This window comes from Pedobacter endophyticus (genome assembly GCF_015679185.1).
Taxonomy (GTDB): domain Bacteria; phylum Bacteroidota; class Bacteroidia; order Sphingobacteriales; family Sphingobacteriaceae; genus Pedobacter; species Pedobacter endophyticus.
This window is the reverse complement of the sequence record NZ_CP064939.1, coordinates 3,879,167-3,895,568: the sequence shown is the minus strand read 5'-3', so window position 1 is coordinate 3,895,568 and position 16,402 is coordinate 3,879,167. Positions and strand designations below refer to the sequence as shown.

Below are 16,402 nucleotides of genomic sequence, written 5' to 3'. Positions count from 1 at the left end.
TTATGAGTATCTCCACAACGAGTATAAAAAGACCCGTTCTCGCCATCGTTATGAACCTTTTGATCGTCCTTTTCGGCATCATTGGTTATACGTTTTTGGGCGTTCGCGAATATCCGTCCATCGATCCAACAGTGGTATCGGTACGTACTTCCTACCCTGGGGCAAATTCCGATATTATCGAGTCGCAGATTACCGAACCATTAGAAAAATCGATCAATACCATTGATGGAATCAGGAATATTTCATCGTCGAGTAACCAGGGAGCAAGTAATATCACTATTGAGTTCGATCTTGATAAGAATATTGAAGAAGCCGCAAATGATGTACGCGATAAAGTTTCGCAAGCCGCAAGAACATTGCCAAAAGATATTGATGGCTTGCCAACGGTAAGTAAGGCCGATGCAAATTCGGACGACATCTTATCGATGACGATTCAAAGTGATAAGAGAAACACGTTGGAGTTGAGCGATTTTGCAGAAAACGTAATTGCCGACCGCATCCAAACCATTCCTGGCGTAAGTACCGTACAAATTCGCGGCCAGAGAAAATATGCCATGCGTATATGGATGGACCCCAATAAGCTGAGTGCTTATGGGTTAACCTCGCAAGATATTGTAACGGCACTTGATAACGAAAACGTCGAACTGCCATCCGGAAAGATTACCGGCGCCACTACCGAGCTTACCGTTAAAACCCTCGGTAAACTAACAAATGAAGAAGAATTTAACAACCTTATCCTCAAATCAGACAGCAATCAGGTAGTAAAGCTCAAAGATGTAGGCTATGCCATTTTAGGATCCGAAAATGAGGAGACTATCTTACGAGAATCGGGCCTGCCAATGGTTTCCATTTCCATTATCCCGCAACCAGGTGCAAATTACATCGACATTACCCAAGAGTTTTACAAGCGTTTTGATAAGTTAAAGGCCGATATGCCCAAAGATATCAAGCTGGCCGTTTCGAGCGATAATACCATTTTTATTAAACGATCGGTAACAGAAGTGGCAGAAACCATAGGGCTGTCGTTAGTGTTGGTAATCCTGATCATTTATCTGTTCTTTAGAGATTGGGCCATAGCCTTCAGGCCATTGATTGATATTCCCGTATCGCTCATCTTCACCTTTTTTATCATGTATGCCTTTGGGTTTTCTATCAACGTATTAAGCTTGCTGGCCATTGTTTTGGCAACGGGACTCGTAGTTGATGATGGTATCGTGGTAACCGAAAACATCTTTAAAAAGGTAGAAGAAGGCATGTCGCCCTTTGAGGCCGCAATAAAGGGCTCAAACGAGATCTTTTTTGCCGTAATCTCCATTTCCGTTACATTGGCGGCGGTATTTTTGCCCGTAATCTTCCTTCAGGGATTTGTGGGCAGGTTATTTAGGGAGTTCGGGGTGGTAATTGGTGCGGCGGTGCTCATTTCCGCCTTCGTATCGCTCACCTTAACGCCAATGTTAAACGCTTATTTAATGAAAAAAGGCGGCCATACACCGTCTCGTTTTTACAACTGGACGGAGCCTTATTTTGTGAAGCTAAACGATTCCTACGCCCACAACCTGAACAAGTTTTTGGATAAAAGATGGCTTTCCATCCCCATTATTATAGTTTGTATGGGCCTCATTTTTCTCTTTTGGAAGTTATTGCCGAAGGAAACGGCTCCATACGATGATAGAAGTGCCATTAACATGACGGCGACGTTGCCCGAGGGGGCATCCTTTACAGCTACGGATGAGTTTATTATGAAACTGAACCAGTTGGTAATTGATTCTGTACCTGAAAAAAACGTAAACATTACCATCACCTCCCCTAATTTCGGTGGCGCAGGCTCTACTAATATGGGCTTTGTAAGGATGGGCCTTGTAGACCCTGAAGACAGAACACGCTCGCAAAAGGAAATTGCCGACATGTTAACCCGAGTGACCAAAAAATATTCGGAGGGCAAAGTAATCATCAGTCAACAACCCACCATTTCAGTTGGTCGCCGAGGCGGTTTGCCAATCAGCTACATTATTCAGGCACAAAATTTCGAAAAGCTCCGCGAAAAGGTTCCATTGTTTATGGAGGAGGTTGCAAAAGACCCCACCTTCACCGTTTCTGATGTCAACCTGAAGTTTAATAAGCCAGAGATCAACCTGACCATCGATCGCGATAAGGCCAAAAACCTTGGCGTTTCCATTTCGGCCATTGCACAAACCTTAAATCTGGGCTTAAGCGGTCAACGTTTTTCTTATTTCTTTATGAATGGAAAACAATATCAGGTAATTGGTCAGTTTGATCGTACCGACCGTAAAGACCCGCTTGATTTGAGCTCAGTTTACGTTCGTAGTGATAAGGGCCAGCTTGTTCAACTCGATAACCTGGTAACCGCCCGCGAGGAAAGTAGCCCCCCGCAGTTATACCGCAATAACAGGTTTATCTCTGCCACAATTTCTGCTGGCCTGGCCCCCGGAAAAAGTATTGGCGAGGGTATCGATGCCATGGACGCTATTTCGAAAAAAGTTTTAGATGAAACCTTCTCTACCGATTTGAGTGGCGAATCGAGAGATTTCAAGGAAAGTTCGTCCAATACATTTTTCGCATTTGGTTTAGCGCTATTACTGGTTTACCTCATCCTCTCGGCCCAGTTCGAAAGTTTTAAAGACCCGATTATTATCATTTTGACCGTACCAATGGCCGTTGCCGGAGCATTTTTATCGCTGTGGTTATGTGGCCAAAGCTGGAATATTTTTAGCCAGATTGGTACCATCATGCTAATCGGTTTAGTTACCAAAAACGGTATCCTCATTGTCGAATTTGCCAATCAGCTCAAAGAGAAAGGTGTAGCCATACCCGAGGCAATAAGAGAGGCGTCTGTGTCGCGTTTACGACCGATTTTAATGACCAGTTTGGCCATTGCTATTGGAGCGCTTCCTATTGCACTTGCCCTGGGCGCAGCAGCAAAAAGCAGAATGAGCATGGGAACCGTAATTGTTGGTGGAACTTTGTTTTCATTGGTTTTAACCCTTTTTGTAATCCCTGCCATTTACTCGTACTGGGCCAAGCCATATAAACCTAATAAAGAACTTAAAGACGCCCATCGTTTTGAACAGGAAGCCTTACATACAGCAGAATAAGATGAGCAAAAGATTGAAAATAGTGTTTTTTCTGCTCAGCCTCTCGATTTCGGGATTTGCGCAGGAAAAACTTACACTGCAAGAAGCAGTTACCATTGCCATGCAGAACAATTATGATATCAAAATCAGCAAAAATGATATCGCAATAGCAAAAAACAATGCCAACATTGGCAATGCCGGAATGCTGCCCTCCCTTATAGGCACTTACTCCAACGGAGGAAGCATTCAAAATACGCGACAAACACCGGCAACAGGCGCCGACAGGGTGATCAACGGTGCAAAAAGTACCAATAACGATTTGGGAGCAGATTTAAACTGGACGGTATTTGACGGTTTTAGCATGTTTGCCAACTACGATCGATTAAAGGAACTGCAAAAACAAGGCGAGGTTGCTTCTCGCTTAACCATCTTAACCACCATTGCCGATGTAATTACGGCTTATTATGATGTGGTTAGGCAGCAACAGCTACTCGTTGCGGCCGATAGTGCAATGGATGTTTCCATCTTACGAACAAATATTGCTAAAACCAAGCTTCAGTTGGGCAGGGGTTCCAAACTGGACGTATTAACCGCACAGGTAGATTACAACACCGATACCTCCAGCTTTTTGCAAATCAAAAATGCCCTTCAGGTTGCCAAAGTGCGTCTGAACCAACTCATGGTAAGAGACATAAGCACCGATTTCTCCGTGATCAATTCAATCGACATCGATGCTGCGATTTCTTTTACCAAACAGGCCGAAATTGCTGAACAGCAGAATCCAAATGTTCAAAATGCATTTATCAATCAGCGGATTGCATCGTTAACATTGAAAGCAATTAGAGGAGCACGATATCCGGTAATTAGTTTAAACTCGGGCTACAGCCGTGCAAATAGCACCAGCCCAACCGGATTTAATCAGAAATTTGCTGCAAACGGATTTACATACGGCGTTACGGCAAGCATCAATTTGTTTAATGGCTTTTTACAGCGACAGCAGGAAAGAAACGCAAAAATTGAGATTGAAACGGCCAGCTTGAACTTGAACAAGACCAAGCTCGATGTGAATGCGCAACTGTTGTCTGCCTATCAAAACTACAGCACTTTTCTCGATTTGGTTAAACTGGAGCAGCGAAATGTGGATATTGCCAAGGAAAATCTGGACATTACCTTAGCTAAATATAGGTTGGGAAGCATTGCCCCGCTAGAACTCAGAGAAGCACAGCGGAATGCCATCGATGCTCAAAATCGGTTCATCGAAATGCAATACCAAGCAAAGATAGCCGAAACGACATTAAAAGAAATTAGTGGAAACATAGATTTATCCAATTAATCTTTATATTTAGTGCATGATAATTGTTGCTGACAGTGGCTCCTCAAAAACCGATTGGATGGGTTACCTTAATGGTGAAGTCATTAAGTTTAATACCCCTGGCATAAATCCTTATTTCTTAAATGAACAGGAAATTAGCAAGCTCATTAAAAAGAATGAAACTATAACCCAATATGCCGACCAGGTAACCGAAATATATTTTTTTGGCGCCGGTTGCTCATCGCCAGATAAGCATGAGGTAGTTTCAAACGGGCTTTCGGATGTTTTCAACAAGGCGTTTATATCCGTCGATCACGATTTGCTGGGCTCGGTGTATGCCACGTGCGGCAATGCCGAAGGCTTAAATTGTATACTAGGTACCGGATCAAACATTTGCTATTTCGACGGAAAGAAAATTCACGATGGCCACCACGGCCTGGGCTACGTTTTGGGCGATGAGGGCTCAGGAACGTTTTTTGGCAAAAAGGTATTGCTGGCCTACCTCTACAACAAAATGCCTGCAGAACTCGCCGTAGAATTTAAAAAATCGTACCCGATAGAGAAAGAGCAGATTATTACCAATATTTACCAAAAGCCGTTTCCAAACATATTTTTGGCCGGCTTTAGCCGGTTTATGGCAAGCCATAAAAACCACCCTTTTATTCAAGAAATTTTAAAGGCCGGCTTTCAGGAATTTGTAGATACCAACGTTAAAGATTATCCGAAGTATAAGAACATTCCTTGCCATTTTGTAGGCTCCATTGCCTACTATTATCAAGAGGAGTTGATTGCTGTGCTCGAACATAATGATATTGAACCGGGTAAAATACTACAAAAGCCCATAGATGAGCTTTTTAGCTTCATACTTCAGAAAGAGGGAATAGCAAATCATGCCAGTTAATCCATCTCATTTTACATATAAAGATATTGTTAAAATATTTTTAAGATTGTAAACATAACAACTTACATTTTGTTATAATTTTGGAGGCACACAAATTTGCGCAGAACATATGAAGAGAATATTAGTAGTAGATGATGATATTGAGGTTTTAGAAACCATACAATTAATACTCGAGATTGGCGGCTTTAAGGTTTCAGCACTTAATGATGGCGAGGAGATTTTTAACAGAATTGAACAATTTAACCCCGATTTAATTTTACTTGATATTTCCTTGGGTCACATTGATGGAAGGGTAGTATGCGAACAATTAAAATCGATTGAAAGCACCTCGAAAATCCCCATTTTGCTGATCTCCGGCCTATACGATCCTAAAGATTTTACCACACTTAATTACGGTCAGGACGATTTCCTTTCGAAACCATTCCAAATGGATGTATTGCTGAAAAAAATCACCAAAATTCTCTCGCTAGAGCAGGATGAAAAATATTTAATGAATTAAAAGAAACAACATATTTATACGAAGGCCGGTTCAACAACCGGCTTTTTTGTTTGAATGGTTGTCATCCTTCGAAACCGGTTTTCCGCTAGTCAGGTGCATTATTGGCGTTTTGTTTCTCATCGCTTGGCGATTTACTTCGTAGCTACTTCGCGGTCTTCGCTGTACTCAGAATAACAGCATTGAAAACCGTCATCTGCACTCCTTTGTTTTTTTTTAAAACTAATCTCTGAGGATGACGGCCGTTCTTGTACAACGCCATAAAATTTGGTCATCATTCCGATTATCCAGGTCGTAAAACAATGTCCTTGAGATGTATCTACACACCATAGCAGAAATCAGGACCAGCTGTTCTTTCAATCAATAGCTATCAGATGTCGATGCGCAAACTCCATATAAAGAGGTCAAGTTTTAAAAATTAGACTTTTTTGGCTTTCAAGCCGTAGCGCTGGATTTCAAATCCAGCATTGGCCAGGTCGATGTTGCAAACCGCAACCCACACTAAAACCCAACAATAAAACTATCGGACGCAAAACACATCAAACCTCAAACCACCCTGTCAATTTGGCAAAGAAAACGCTTTGGAACAAGCCTTGATATGCACTTGCTAGATTAAACAATAACTTTATATATGAGCATACAAGAAAAAGGAAACATTTCGATACATACCGAGAACATTTTCCCGATTATTAAGAAATTTTTATACTCCGATAACGAGATTTTTCTTCGTGAGTTAGTTTCTAACGCAGTAGATGCAGTTCAAAAAATTAAAAGGCTGGGTTCTTTGGGTCAGTTTAATGGCGAAGTGGGTCAACCATTGGTACAAGTTTCGGTTAACAAAGAAGCTAAAACCATTACCATTAGCGATAACGGCTTGGGTATGACGGCCGAAGAAATAAAAAAATACATCAACCAGGTTGCGTTCTCCGGTGCAAGTGAGTTTGTAGAAAAGTTTAAAGATGCTAAAGATGCCAATGAAATTATTGGTAAATTCGGTTTAGGCTTCTATTCTGCATTTATGGTTGCAGATTTAGTCGAAATTCAAACCTTATCCTACCAGGATGGTGCCGAACCAGCACGCTGGGTGTGCGATGGCAGCACGGAATTCGAGATTACCGAAGGCACCAGAGAAACCCGTGGTACCGATATTATCCTTCACGTTAACAAAGATTCTGAGGAGTTTTTAGAAGAGTCGAAACTGCAGGGTATTTTAGATAAATATGCTAAATTTTTGCCCGTTCCAATTAAGTTTGGCACTAAAAAAGAATCGGTTGAAGATGGTGAAGACGCCGAAGGTAAAAAACAATTCAAAGATGTTGAAGTAGATAACATCATCAACACTACAAACCCGATCTGGACGAAAGCGCCTGCAGATTTGTCAGACGAGGATTACTTAAGTTTCTACCGCGAGTTATATCCATTTAGTGAAGAGCCTTTATTCTGGATTCATTTAAATGTTGATTATCCCTTTAATTTAACGGGCGTATTGTATTTCCCTAAGTTGAAAAACGACTTCGAAATGCAACGCAACAAAATCAAGCTATTTTCTCGTCAGGTATTTATTACCGACGAGGTTAAAGACATCGTACCTGAGTTTTTAATGTTGCTACACGGTGTAATCGATTCGCCGGATATTCCGTTAAACGTATCACGCAGTTTCTTACAGGCCGATAGCAATGTGAAAAAAATCAACAACTACATTACTAAAAAGGTTGCCGATAAACTGGCTGAACTGTTTAACAAAGACCGTAAATCGTTCGAAGAAAAATGGAAAGATATTGGTTTGTTTGTAAAATACGGCATGATCAGCGAAGACAAGTTTTACGATAAAGCTAAAGACTTCGCCTTAGTTGGCAATACTAAAAACGAACTTTTTACTTTAACAGAATATAAAGACAAAGTTGCGCCTTTGCAAACAGATAAAAATGGAAACGTAGTTTATCTGTACTCGAACGATGCCTCGAAACAGGATGCCTTCATTCAATCGGCGAACAAAAAGGACTACGATGTTTTAGTTTTAGATTCGCCAATCGACAACCATTTCATTAACCAGCTGGAGCAGAAGTTAGAAAAAACCTCAATCAAACGTGTCGATTCGAGCGTTGCTGATAAACTCATAGAAAAAGATGAGGTTAATGAGCATGTGTTGAGCGAAGACCAGGTAAAAGAGGTAACTAGCATTTTCGAAAAGGCAATTACCAAGCCAGGTATGCAAGTGGAAGTGGTGGCCTTAAACCCCGATGAGCTACCCGTTACCATTACCATGGATGAGTTTATGCGCCGGATGAAAGATATGGCAGCAATGGGCGGCGGAATGGGCTTTTATGGCCAGATGCCAGACAATTATAAAGTAGCTATTAACGGTAACCACAAATTGGTTAGCAAAATATTAAAGGCCGAGGGCGAAGAGCAAACCAACCTCGCTAAGCAAGCGGTTGATTTGGCTTTATTAGCGCAAGGAATGTTAACCGGAGCAGATTTAACGGCATTTGTAAGCAGAAGTGTTGAGCTGATTTAATACAGTAGCCCCTGTTCCGATCAGCTATTTTTGTTCGGGGTTTTATCGGCTATTGAATAAGAGCGGTCGTCGTCCTGAATTTATTTCAGGATCTATTTAGCATGAACGCAAAGCTACAAAATCACTTCTAAATCGAGCTCAGCATGCAAAAGTGCCGACCAATGTAGTTAAGTTATGCTAAAATAACAATCCACCGAAGTGAATAAACACTACAAAGGGAGAAAGCTTAAAAACTTTCTCCCTTTTTTTTTGGCTGTCTTTCAAACTCATCAGATGAATAAAAGCAGCTTGCAGGTAACCATCCGTTGACTGATATTTGAAAATTTCGGGCAAAAAAAAACCCGATCAAGATCAGGGTTTTTAGTCAGAATTTTCGGGAACTCTTAGATTAAAATTAAAGTCTTTTTAGCTAGCTAATTTTGCTTGTTTATGATCAACATTGAAGTAATCTTTATGTTCTTCGATCATTTTTGCAATTGTAGCTGCTTTTGTATCAGTTATTTTGAACTCAAATAATGGTTCTTGATTCTTTTTAGATCTTACCATTTTCTCGGTATAGAAACGATAAACCAAACCGTTGGTTAATAAACCATATTTTGCTTTGGTTTTACGGAAATATTTCGACAAACGAGAATCATGAATATCGAGGCTATCATTGTGATGTTTACACTCTACCAAAATAGTAGGTTCGCCATCTTTCATAATAGTATAGTCAACTTTTTTACTTTTCTTAACGCCAAAATCCACTACAGCCTCAGATTGAACCTCTGAAGGATCGAAGCCTAAAATCTGGATGAAAGGCATTACCAGCGCATTCCTGGTCAAATCTTCCGACTGAACCTGCGGAAGCATTTTTTTGATTCTTACGGCAAATTGCCCAATTTCGTCTTTAAGTTCCATTTTGTTATATTTCAATAGGATTAATTTTTTAAATTGTATTGACTGAACACTGCGTTCGCTGAAGCGATGATTGAATCGAGGCTCTTTTTATCAAAAAATTCTCTATTCAACATGGCAACGATATAAGTTAACTTGGTAATGTCGGCAACTTCCATTTTCAATCGGAGGTTCTTCATTCCATGTTTAATCGCCTGCTGAACATAGTTTCTAACTACTAAGAACGACTTTTTAAATGCATATCCACCGTTCAGGTTCGCCCCTGCTTGCTGGTGGTTGAGGTTGCCATACTCATTCTGCATTTCCTGATACAAAAGGTCATTCATTCCCTGGTTGGTAATACCACCGCGGTAATAAATGCTGTTAAGTAAATACTCGTAACCGTTGTTTTTCATTTTAGTTTTCAGTAGGCACTATGTCTTTTAATTCAAATCTTTAAGTTACTAAACCCAGTATTGTATGGCCTGCTTTTAATTTTCATATCTACAGGCTACACAAGCTTGGGTAGGCAGATGTTTAATATTTAATTACAAGTAATTTCTTACCTCTAATTATTTGTTTTTGGCAAACAGTTTAAAGATTGAAAAAAGAATGAATATGTGTAATTTTTTTACATCAACTCCTCAGTTTTTTACACGAAACCACTAAGTTTGTGTGATGAAACGGGCAAGCCAGTATTTTTTCTATGTGATGGGAACCAAATTTTTACTTAACTTGCATTACAATCCTTCAAACAAACTTATTCAATAATCATGAACTTAAAATGCATTGTTATAGACGACGAGCAGCATGCGATAGAGGTGTTAACTGACCATATTGCGGAAATGCAGGGCCTAACGGTTTTTAAAACTTTTACCAGCCCTGTGCAGGCGCTCAGAGAGATCAGTGTTGATGATGAGATTGATTTATTATTTATGGATATTGATATGCCGGGTATTAACGGGATTGAACTGGCAAAAACGATCAGAGAGAAAACTAAGTATCTGATATTTACCACTGCACATCCGGATTATGCACTTCAGGCATTTGATGTGCAATCAGATCAATATCTCCTTAAGCCAATATCATTTGCAAAGTTTGCCCTGGGCATAGATCGGATTTTAAAGAAAGAGTCTACTACTGCAAAAGCTTCGCCCAAAGAGGTAGAACAGGTAGCGGCCCTTTACATTAAAGGCGACCATAAGTACGCGTTTTCTAACATCGCAATTGATGAAATACTTTACATAAAAGCTTTACAAAATTACATACAGATCATTACTAAATCTGAAACGCACACCACCTACTTAACCTTAAAGGAAATTGAAAAAGCATTAGAAAATAACGCATTTATTCGCGTAAACAAATCAAATATTGTGGCCAAGTCGGCCATTAAAAAGGTAGATGGTAATATTATACGCCTCGTGAATAATGAAATGATTCAGATTGGCGAAGGGTACAAAGACGCTTTTTTTGCGTATGTACAAAGCAGCTTGTTAAAATCTAACAGAAACCAGTAATAGTTATACACTGGCACAATGGGTACATGTATAGCCATTTTCGCGTATCGCAAAATGCTATTTAGTTTAAAGACCCGATATTTGTTATATGAAACCGTTCTTAAAAATCCTGAGATCAACCCTGTTTTTTAAAACGGTATTTGAGCTAACTATAAACGTATAAAACTCGTAGTAATTGATTGGCTCATATCGCCGATTGGGTGTGTGGCAAAATTGTTTGCAGCTTTAATGCTTTTGTAAACGAAAACAGTCTTTTTCCTGAGTCGTAAGCCATTTTGAGTTTTCATGGGATTTTAATTTGAACTTAAAGATACTATTAACTAATGACAAACTAGCAATTGATAAACATATCTTAAGCAGATTGAGTTATAAGCATTTAAGGCAAAATCTTTGGCATTGAAAACAGCTTTTTATAAGCTTTTGGCTATTGTGAGGTAATATGAAAGCTCGACAATTAATGGGCGAGGATACTGGTAGCAATTGATTGGCTCATATCGCCGATTGGGTGCGTGGCGAAGTTGTTGTCCGCTTTCACACTTTTGTAAACGAATACCGTTTTTTTGATAAGCTTTGAATTATTCTGAGTTTTCATGTTCTTTAATTTTTAAATGATTAATAGGCCAGAATACTGGTAGCAATTGATTGGCTCATGTCGCCGATTGGATGTGTGGCAAAGTTGTTTTCAGCTTTAACACTTTTATAAACGAAGACAGTTTTTTTGGTAAGCTTGGAGTTATTTTGAGTTTTCATGTTATTGATTTTTAAATTAATAAGCTAAAATGCTGGTAGCGATTGACTGGCTCATGTCGCCGATTGGATGTGTGGCAAAGTTGTTTTCAGCTTTGACGCTTTTATAAACGAAGACAGTTTTTTTGGTAAGCTTGGAGTTATTTTGAGTTTTCATGTTATTTGATTTTTGAGTTATTAATAAGCTAAGATACTTGTAGCGATTGATTGACTCATGTCGCCGATTGGGTGAGTGGCAAAGTTGTTTTCAGCTTTCACACTTTTGTAAACGAATACGGTTTTCTTAGTAAGTTTTGAGTTGTTTTGAGTTTTCATAATGATATATTTAAGTGTTATAATTAAATGATGAAACTTGTAGCAATTGACTGGCTCATGTCGCTGATCGGGTGCGTAGCAAAGTTGTTTTCAGCTTTTACGCTTTTGTAAACGAAGACAGTTTTCTTGGTAAGCTTCGAGTTGTTTTGAGTTTTCATGTTTTTGATTTTATAAGTTATTAATAAGCCAAAATACTGGTAGCGATTGATTGGCTCATATCACCGATCGGATGTGTAGCAAAGTTGTTTTCAGCTTTAACGCTTTTGTAAACGAAGACAGTTTTTTTAGTAAGCTTTGAGTTGTTTTGAGTTTTCATATTATTAAATTTTTGATTTGTGATTTGTTGTTATTGATTGATGTAAAGGTGCACTGATATGATAAACTCTACCATTTTTTTACACAAACCCACCATTTTGGGCGGTAAAACCCCTAATTAAATTGACATAATACTAAAAAATGACTCTTTTAAAATTCAAATCCTTATACGAAAAGTATAAGCTCCACCTCTTAATCTGGACTATTTTCATTGTTTATGAAGTATTCATACTGGGTTTTATCAGTGGCCGGTTTAGGCAGATTGGGGCGTACGCAATTGTATATATTGCCAATATTAGTTTGTTCTATAGCTATGCCTGGATCCTTAAAAAAATCCTTACACATAAGAACAAATTAAAGTTTCTAAAAATCATTATTCTCATTGCTACAGCTATCGTCGCATACGTGGCTTATAGCATTGCCTTGTTCATCCTATTCGAAAAGATCAACTTACTTTTTTTGCCTGAAGGGACACCAACTTTAGGGCTAGACCTAGTTTTATCAGGCATATATCGCTCGCTAGCAATTATCGGATATTCTACCGGTTATGTTTACCTGATCATATCGTTAGAAGAAAGAAGCAGAGTGGAGGAGCTCGAGCGGCAGTCTCTCGTTACACAAATACAGAATCAGCGGCTTGAGAATGACCTAATTCAATCGCAAAACAATTATCTGCGAAGCCAGATCAACCCGCATTTTTTGTTCAATACCCTGAATTTTATTTACAACGATGCGCGTAAAAAAGCGCCGATGGCCGCCGATGCGATAATGAACCTGGCAGAAATGATGCGGTACGCCCTAAAGCGGCCCGAGGCATCGGATATGGTGCCTTTAAGTGAAGAAATTGAACAGATACAGCACCTGATCAACTTACATAAGCTGCGAACGGCCAATACGATAAACCTCGAACTTGAGGTTGTTGGCCAGTTATTTGGCGTACGTTTCCCGCCACTGATTTTGCTTACATTGGTTGAAAACATTTTTAAACATGGAAATGTATCGCATTCTACACAACCTGCACTCATTAAGATTGCCTACGAAAAGAACAATTTAAACATTACCACCATTAATATGGTAAACGATAACAAGGGAAAGCATACAGAAAGTCATCATGTTGGGATAGACAATATTAACAAGCGACTGGCGAATTTTTATGGAGAGGAGTACATCTTTAGGTATTACCGCGACCCATTGAACAGGTATATCACCGAAATTGATGTTGATATTCCTAGTCCGCTTGCTAAGCTGGGCGCCTAGCGTTGCATGGCGAGTACGCGTTGAATATCTTTAAGCAGAAAGTAATGAATCACCATTTCGTGGGTGCGCTGATCTTTATTGAAAAGTCGGTTTACGTGCATGTGGATTAAGTCCGAAAACAGTTTTTCCCGGTTTTGTTCGCTGGCACTGCCTAACGTAGATACCAGGCTTGTTGCAAATCCCTCGAAATGTTCTGCCTGATACGCAGTTAGCGGCACATTTTCGAGTTTTCTAAATTGCTGGTATTGACTGTTCAGCTTTTTGAAATCTGCCGGTTCAAGTCGATGTTCCTCATTAAAAGCGTCTGATACGTGCTTTATTACCTTGGCCAGCCTATCGGCGCTGAGCACTTTTGACGCCTGAATATGCTCCACCAGGCTCGAACAAAGTTTATACTTGCTAAAATTGTCGGGCTGTGTTTCGATAAGAGACAATATATATTTGCTATCGGCGCAGAAATGTGTTTCTACAGTGCCTATCAAATCTGCCCCATACCTGTTTACTTCGCGTTTGTAGGTCTTAATCTGTATGTCGGATATCAGGCCGGCAGCTAAATATGCATCTAAATCGTTAACGAATAGCGAAGTTAGTTTTTGTCCGTCACGCTCATCGTTTAAAAGGATGCGAAACCTGATGTGATCGCCATTTTCGTTGTAGCGGATAAAGAACCACGATTTAATGTGCTGTTGATGTGCTGTTACAAAGGGAGAAACAATTTCTACAAGGAGCTGATCGGCACGTTGTTGATGGCAAAAAACCTCAAAATAAAGCCATTCTTTTCCCGGAGGAAAGATTTCTTGCACCGCAGGTGCCTCGCTTTGTGGCAAAATGCTGTTGTATATTTTGTTTTGGTGATAAAGGTTTAGAATGAACTGGGCCATATAAGGTTTCCCTGCTTCATCAACTACAGCGCTGTTTATGGGTAAAACCACTTCTTCCAGGTAAACGCTGGTTTGTTTTTGCATGTACTGTAAAAACGCCGAAACATCGTTATCGCTTTCCACATCAAAGCAAAGGGTTTGATCGGACACCCCTGTTTTGAAAAGGCCGTTAACACCCAGCGATTTTAGATACGTTCTGCAATCGTTAACAGAAAAAAACTGCTGTTTCGTGTCGGTTAGGTTTTGTTTATCGATTTTCCATTTCGAGGCACTCAATATGATGTTATGGTATTGCAGCCTTGGGTAATAACGGAGGTTTGGAAACAGGCTTTCGAGCGAAACGGAAAGGTTTGTTTGCTGGCGATGGTGCTGCAAATCGCACAACAGCCTAAAAACCGAAAGGTCTGATCTGCTGTAGTTATAGGCGGAGGCCATTTTGGGAACAATGCGCCTGTTCAGTTTTTTGGAGCGCAAAATAATGTCCGACCCTCGCATAGCGATTTGAATATCGTTGAGTGTCAGTGGCTCTGCCGAAGTGTCGAAATTTAAAATCGAGAGCTGATGATCGTACACGAGCTTACGCCTGTTAATGTTGTCGATATTGGCTTCGACCATATAGGCCACATCGAAAAAAAGTACGTCTTCATTTGCGCTTTGCTCTCTCTGTGCGGTGGCTTTACAATAGGCTTCCACTTTAGAACTGGCCATTGTAAACCGGCCACTTAGTGCATTTGCGGTGGTGCCACCAATTTGATCGATAAAAATTAAATCATCTACAACCGACATCAGTACACTCACCGAATTAGGAAGTGGGTTTACTTTTTCGAGCGGTTTCAGCGGAAGTTTGTTTAACAAAATGGGATCGGCGCTATTGAATTTTTGCGCTGATAGTTGTTGCGAAAGCAGCGATTTGAGGTCGTCCACATCGGCCTCTTTATTCTTTTTACTGCTCAACTGAGCGATAAGGTCATCATTGGTTCCGGCTTGTTCCAAATCGTCATAGCCAACGCCCAGTTCGGGGTCGAGGGCTTGCAGCAAAGGCACTTCTTTATCTTCAAATCTTTTCTTAAAGTTGCGTACAAACTGCTGCAATGCGGTCCGCTCGCCTTGCCGAATGCTGTGGTGCAATAAATCGATCAAACCTGGCAAGGCCCTTAAAATAGGGTTATTTAGTGCGCCAGTCTGTGCATGCCTTTCGGCAATAATGTATTTTGCCGCCTGTTCATCGCTTTTTATTCCAATCCTGTCGAAATAATCCTCGCCGATAATATTTGGGTCGTATGCTGTAAAAATCAGCTGCAGCTCGTGCATATCTTGCAAAAGTTCGTACAATTCGGGCAGGGCCTCGTTTTCTAAACCGAGCTTTGTTACCAGATCGTTAACTCGTAAAGGCGTTAAGCAAGCCGCTAAAATCTGCAACACCTCCTCGTTTTTATCAATTTCTGCCAGCTCAAAAACACCATCGGTACAGGCAATATAACGGCAGCTTTGCGGTGTTAAATAGTAACTGCTGTTGCTAAAAAGCAGGCAGTTTTTATTAAGTAAGTCGTTAATGTTAAACTGAATGTTGTTTTTAAGTGGCCAATCGAGCAACTCAGTCAGTTTTTGGCGCTCATTAATTACAATCTGACTTTTGTTTTCATCGATCGCATTCTCCAAAATGGTGAAACTGGCGAAGGTTCCGTATGGTGTTGAGCGAAATTTGGCCCTGTTAAAGTATTTCCAAATGGTAAAATAGATTTTTGGAGGCAGCGCATCAAGTCCGCTTACGTTAACATCTTTTATTGTTTCGTAAAACGACGTTGAAGACAGGGCAATGGCGGCTTTCAACTCATCCCAGCAATCGCCCAATTCGTCTGTGTACGAAAATTTGGGCGTTCTAAAAATTAAGGTGGAGTCGATGTTAACTTTCATGAGTTTGTTCAGTGAGCGGAAATTACAAAAGATTATTCAATTGGGCCTGTTTTAAAGTGAAAAAGCATGTTTACCGATTTAAGCCGGGTTTTTGGTGAAGAACGGTTTCACGCTAGTCTGAATTTGCAATCCGGACGTGTTTAGCTCTGGGTTGCAAATCCAGTATTATGTAGGTCGAGGTTACAAACCTCGACCAGCACTGGTTCTTTTCAAACAAACTATATCTAATAATTTTGTAAAGATCCAATTGTGTTACCAAAT

At 40.1% G+C, this 16,402-nt stretch carries 16 protein-coding genes; 7 read left to right on the top strand and 9 right to left on the bottom strand.

The features are described 5' to 3' along the window. Positions 1–2 precede the first annotated feature (2 nt). From IZT61_RS15835 to htpG, 5 genes are all read left to right on the top strand, one after another. Positions 3–3,113: an efflux RND transporter permease subunit gene (locus IZT61_RS15835; RefSeq protein ID WP_196098020.1), complete on the top strand. Its 3,111-nt coding sequence runs from the start codon at positions 3–5 to the stop codon at positions 3,111–3,113. A 1-nt stretch (position 3,114) separates the two neighbouring features. Next, entirely contained in the window at positions 3,115–4,425 is a 1,311-nt protein-coding gene (locus tag IZT61_RS15830; RefSeq protein WP_196098019.1) for a TolC family protein, read from the top strand. 16 nt (positions 4,426–4,441) lie between these two features. Then, positions 4,442–5,305: an N-acetylglucosamine kinase gene (locus IZT61_RS15825; RefSeq protein ID WP_230383724.1), complete on the top strand. Its 864-nt coding sequence runs from the start codon at positions 4,442–4,444 to the stop codon at positions 5,303–5,305. A 109-nt stretch (positions 5,306–5,414) separates the two neighbouring features. Then, positions 5,415–5,804, top strand: a complete 390-nt coding sequence (locus IZT61_RS15820; RefSeq protein WP_196098018.1) for a response regulator — start codon at positions 5,415–5,417, stop codon at positions 5,802–5,804. A 628-nt stretch (positions 5,805–6,432) separates the two neighbouring features. Continuing rightward, positions 6,433–8,319, top strand: coding sequence for a molecular chaperone HtpG (gene htpG / locus IZT61_RS15815; RefSeq protein WP_230383723.1), 1,887 nt, complete (start codon positions 6,433–6,435; stop codon positions 8,317–8,319). Between the two features lie 405 nt (positions 8,320–8,724). Here the strand turns inward: htpG and IZT61_RS15810 are convergent, their stop codons facing one another. Beyond that, positions 8,725–9,234 (bottom strand): type I restriction enzyme HsdR N-terminal domain-containing protein, encoded by a 510-nt coding sequence (locus tag IZT61_RS15810; RefSeq protein WP_230383722.1) that lies wholly within the window; start codon positions 9,232–9,234, stop codon positions 8,725–8,727. Positions 9,235–9,239: 5 nt separating this feature from the next. Then, entirely contained in the window at positions 9,240–9,611 is a 372-nt protein-coding gene (locus IZT61_RS15805; protein WP_196098016.1) for a hypothetical protein, read from the bottom strand. 357 nt (positions 9,612–9,968) lie between these two features. Between IZT61_RS15805 and IZT61_RS15800 the strand changes: the two genes are divergently transcribed. Continuing rightward, positions 9,969–10,712 (top strand): LytR/AlgR family response regulator transcription factor, encoded by a 744-nt coding sequence (locus tag IZT61_RS15800; protein ID WP_196098015.1) that lies wholly within the window; start codon positions 9,969–9,971, stop codon positions 10,710–10,712. Between the two features lie 454 nt (positions 10,713–11,166). On the opposite strand, the gene IZT61_RS15795 is transcribed toward IZT61_RS15800, so the two are convergent. The 6 genes from IZT61_RS15795 to IZT61_RS15775 are packed head-to-tail and all read right to left on the bottom strand — an operon-like array spanning position 11,167 to position 12,090. Next, on the bottom strand, positions 11,167–11,304 hold the full coding sequence (locus IZT61_RS15795; protein WP_196098014.1) for a hypothetical protein: 138 nt from the start codon (positions 11,302–11,304) through the stop codon (positions 11,167–11,169). Between the two features lie 20 nt (positions 11,305–11,324). Next, on the bottom strand, positions 11,325–11,462 hold the full coding sequence (locus IZT61_RS15790; protein ID WP_196098013.1) for a hypothetical protein: 138 nt from the start codon (positions 11,460–11,462) through the stop codon (positions 11,325–11,327). Between the two features lie 16 nt (positions 11,463–11,478). Then, complete coding sequence (locus tag IZT61_RS15785) at positions 11,479–11,616, bottom strand: hypothetical protein (protein ID WP_196098013.1); 138 nt, start codon at positions 11,614–11,616, stop codon at positions 11,479–11,481. Positions 11,617–11,636: 20 nt separating this feature from the next. Then, the gene (locus tag IZT61_RS15780; protein WP_196098013.1) at positions 11,637–11,774 is read right to left on the bottom strand and encodes a hypothetical protein; all 138 of its coding nucleotides are present in this window, start codon (positions 11,772–11,774) and stop codon (positions 11,637–11,639) included. Between the two features lie 23 nt (positions 11,775–11,797). Beyond that, on the bottom strand, positions 11,798–11,932 hold the full coding sequence (locus tag IZT61_RS22465) for a hypothetical protein (RefSeq protein ID WP_262895696.1): 135 nt from the start codon (positions 11,930–11,932) through the stop codon (positions 11,798–11,800). 20 nt (positions 11,933–11,952) lie between these two features. After that, on the bottom strand, positions 11,953–12,090 hold the full coding sequence (locus IZT61_RS15775; RefSeq protein WP_196098013.1) for a hypothetical protein: 138 nt from the start codon (positions 12,088–12,090) through the stop codon (positions 11,953–11,955). Between the two features lie 140 nt (positions 12,091–12,230). Here IZT61_RS15775 and IZT61_RS15770 point away from each other — a divergent pair, with 140 nt between their 5' ends. Further along, the gene (locus IZT61_RS15770) at positions 12,231–13,346 is read left to right on the top strand and encodes a sensor histidine kinase (protein WP_196098012.1); all 1,116 of its coding nucleotides are present in this window, start codon (positions 12,231–12,233) and stop codon (positions 13,344–13,346) included. Here IZT61_RS15770 and IZT61_RS15765 read toward each other — a convergent pair. Further along, positions 13,343–16,141 (bottom strand): lantibiotic dehydratase, encoded by a 2,799-nt coding sequence (locus IZT61_RS15765; RefSeq protein ID WP_196098011.1) that lies wholly within the window; start codon positions 16,139–16,141, stop codon positions 13,343–13,345. The two genes, IZT61_RS15770 and IZT61_RS15765, sit on opposite strands and share 4 nt — an antisense overlap. Between the last annotated feature and the right edge of the window lie 261 nt (positions 16,142–16,402).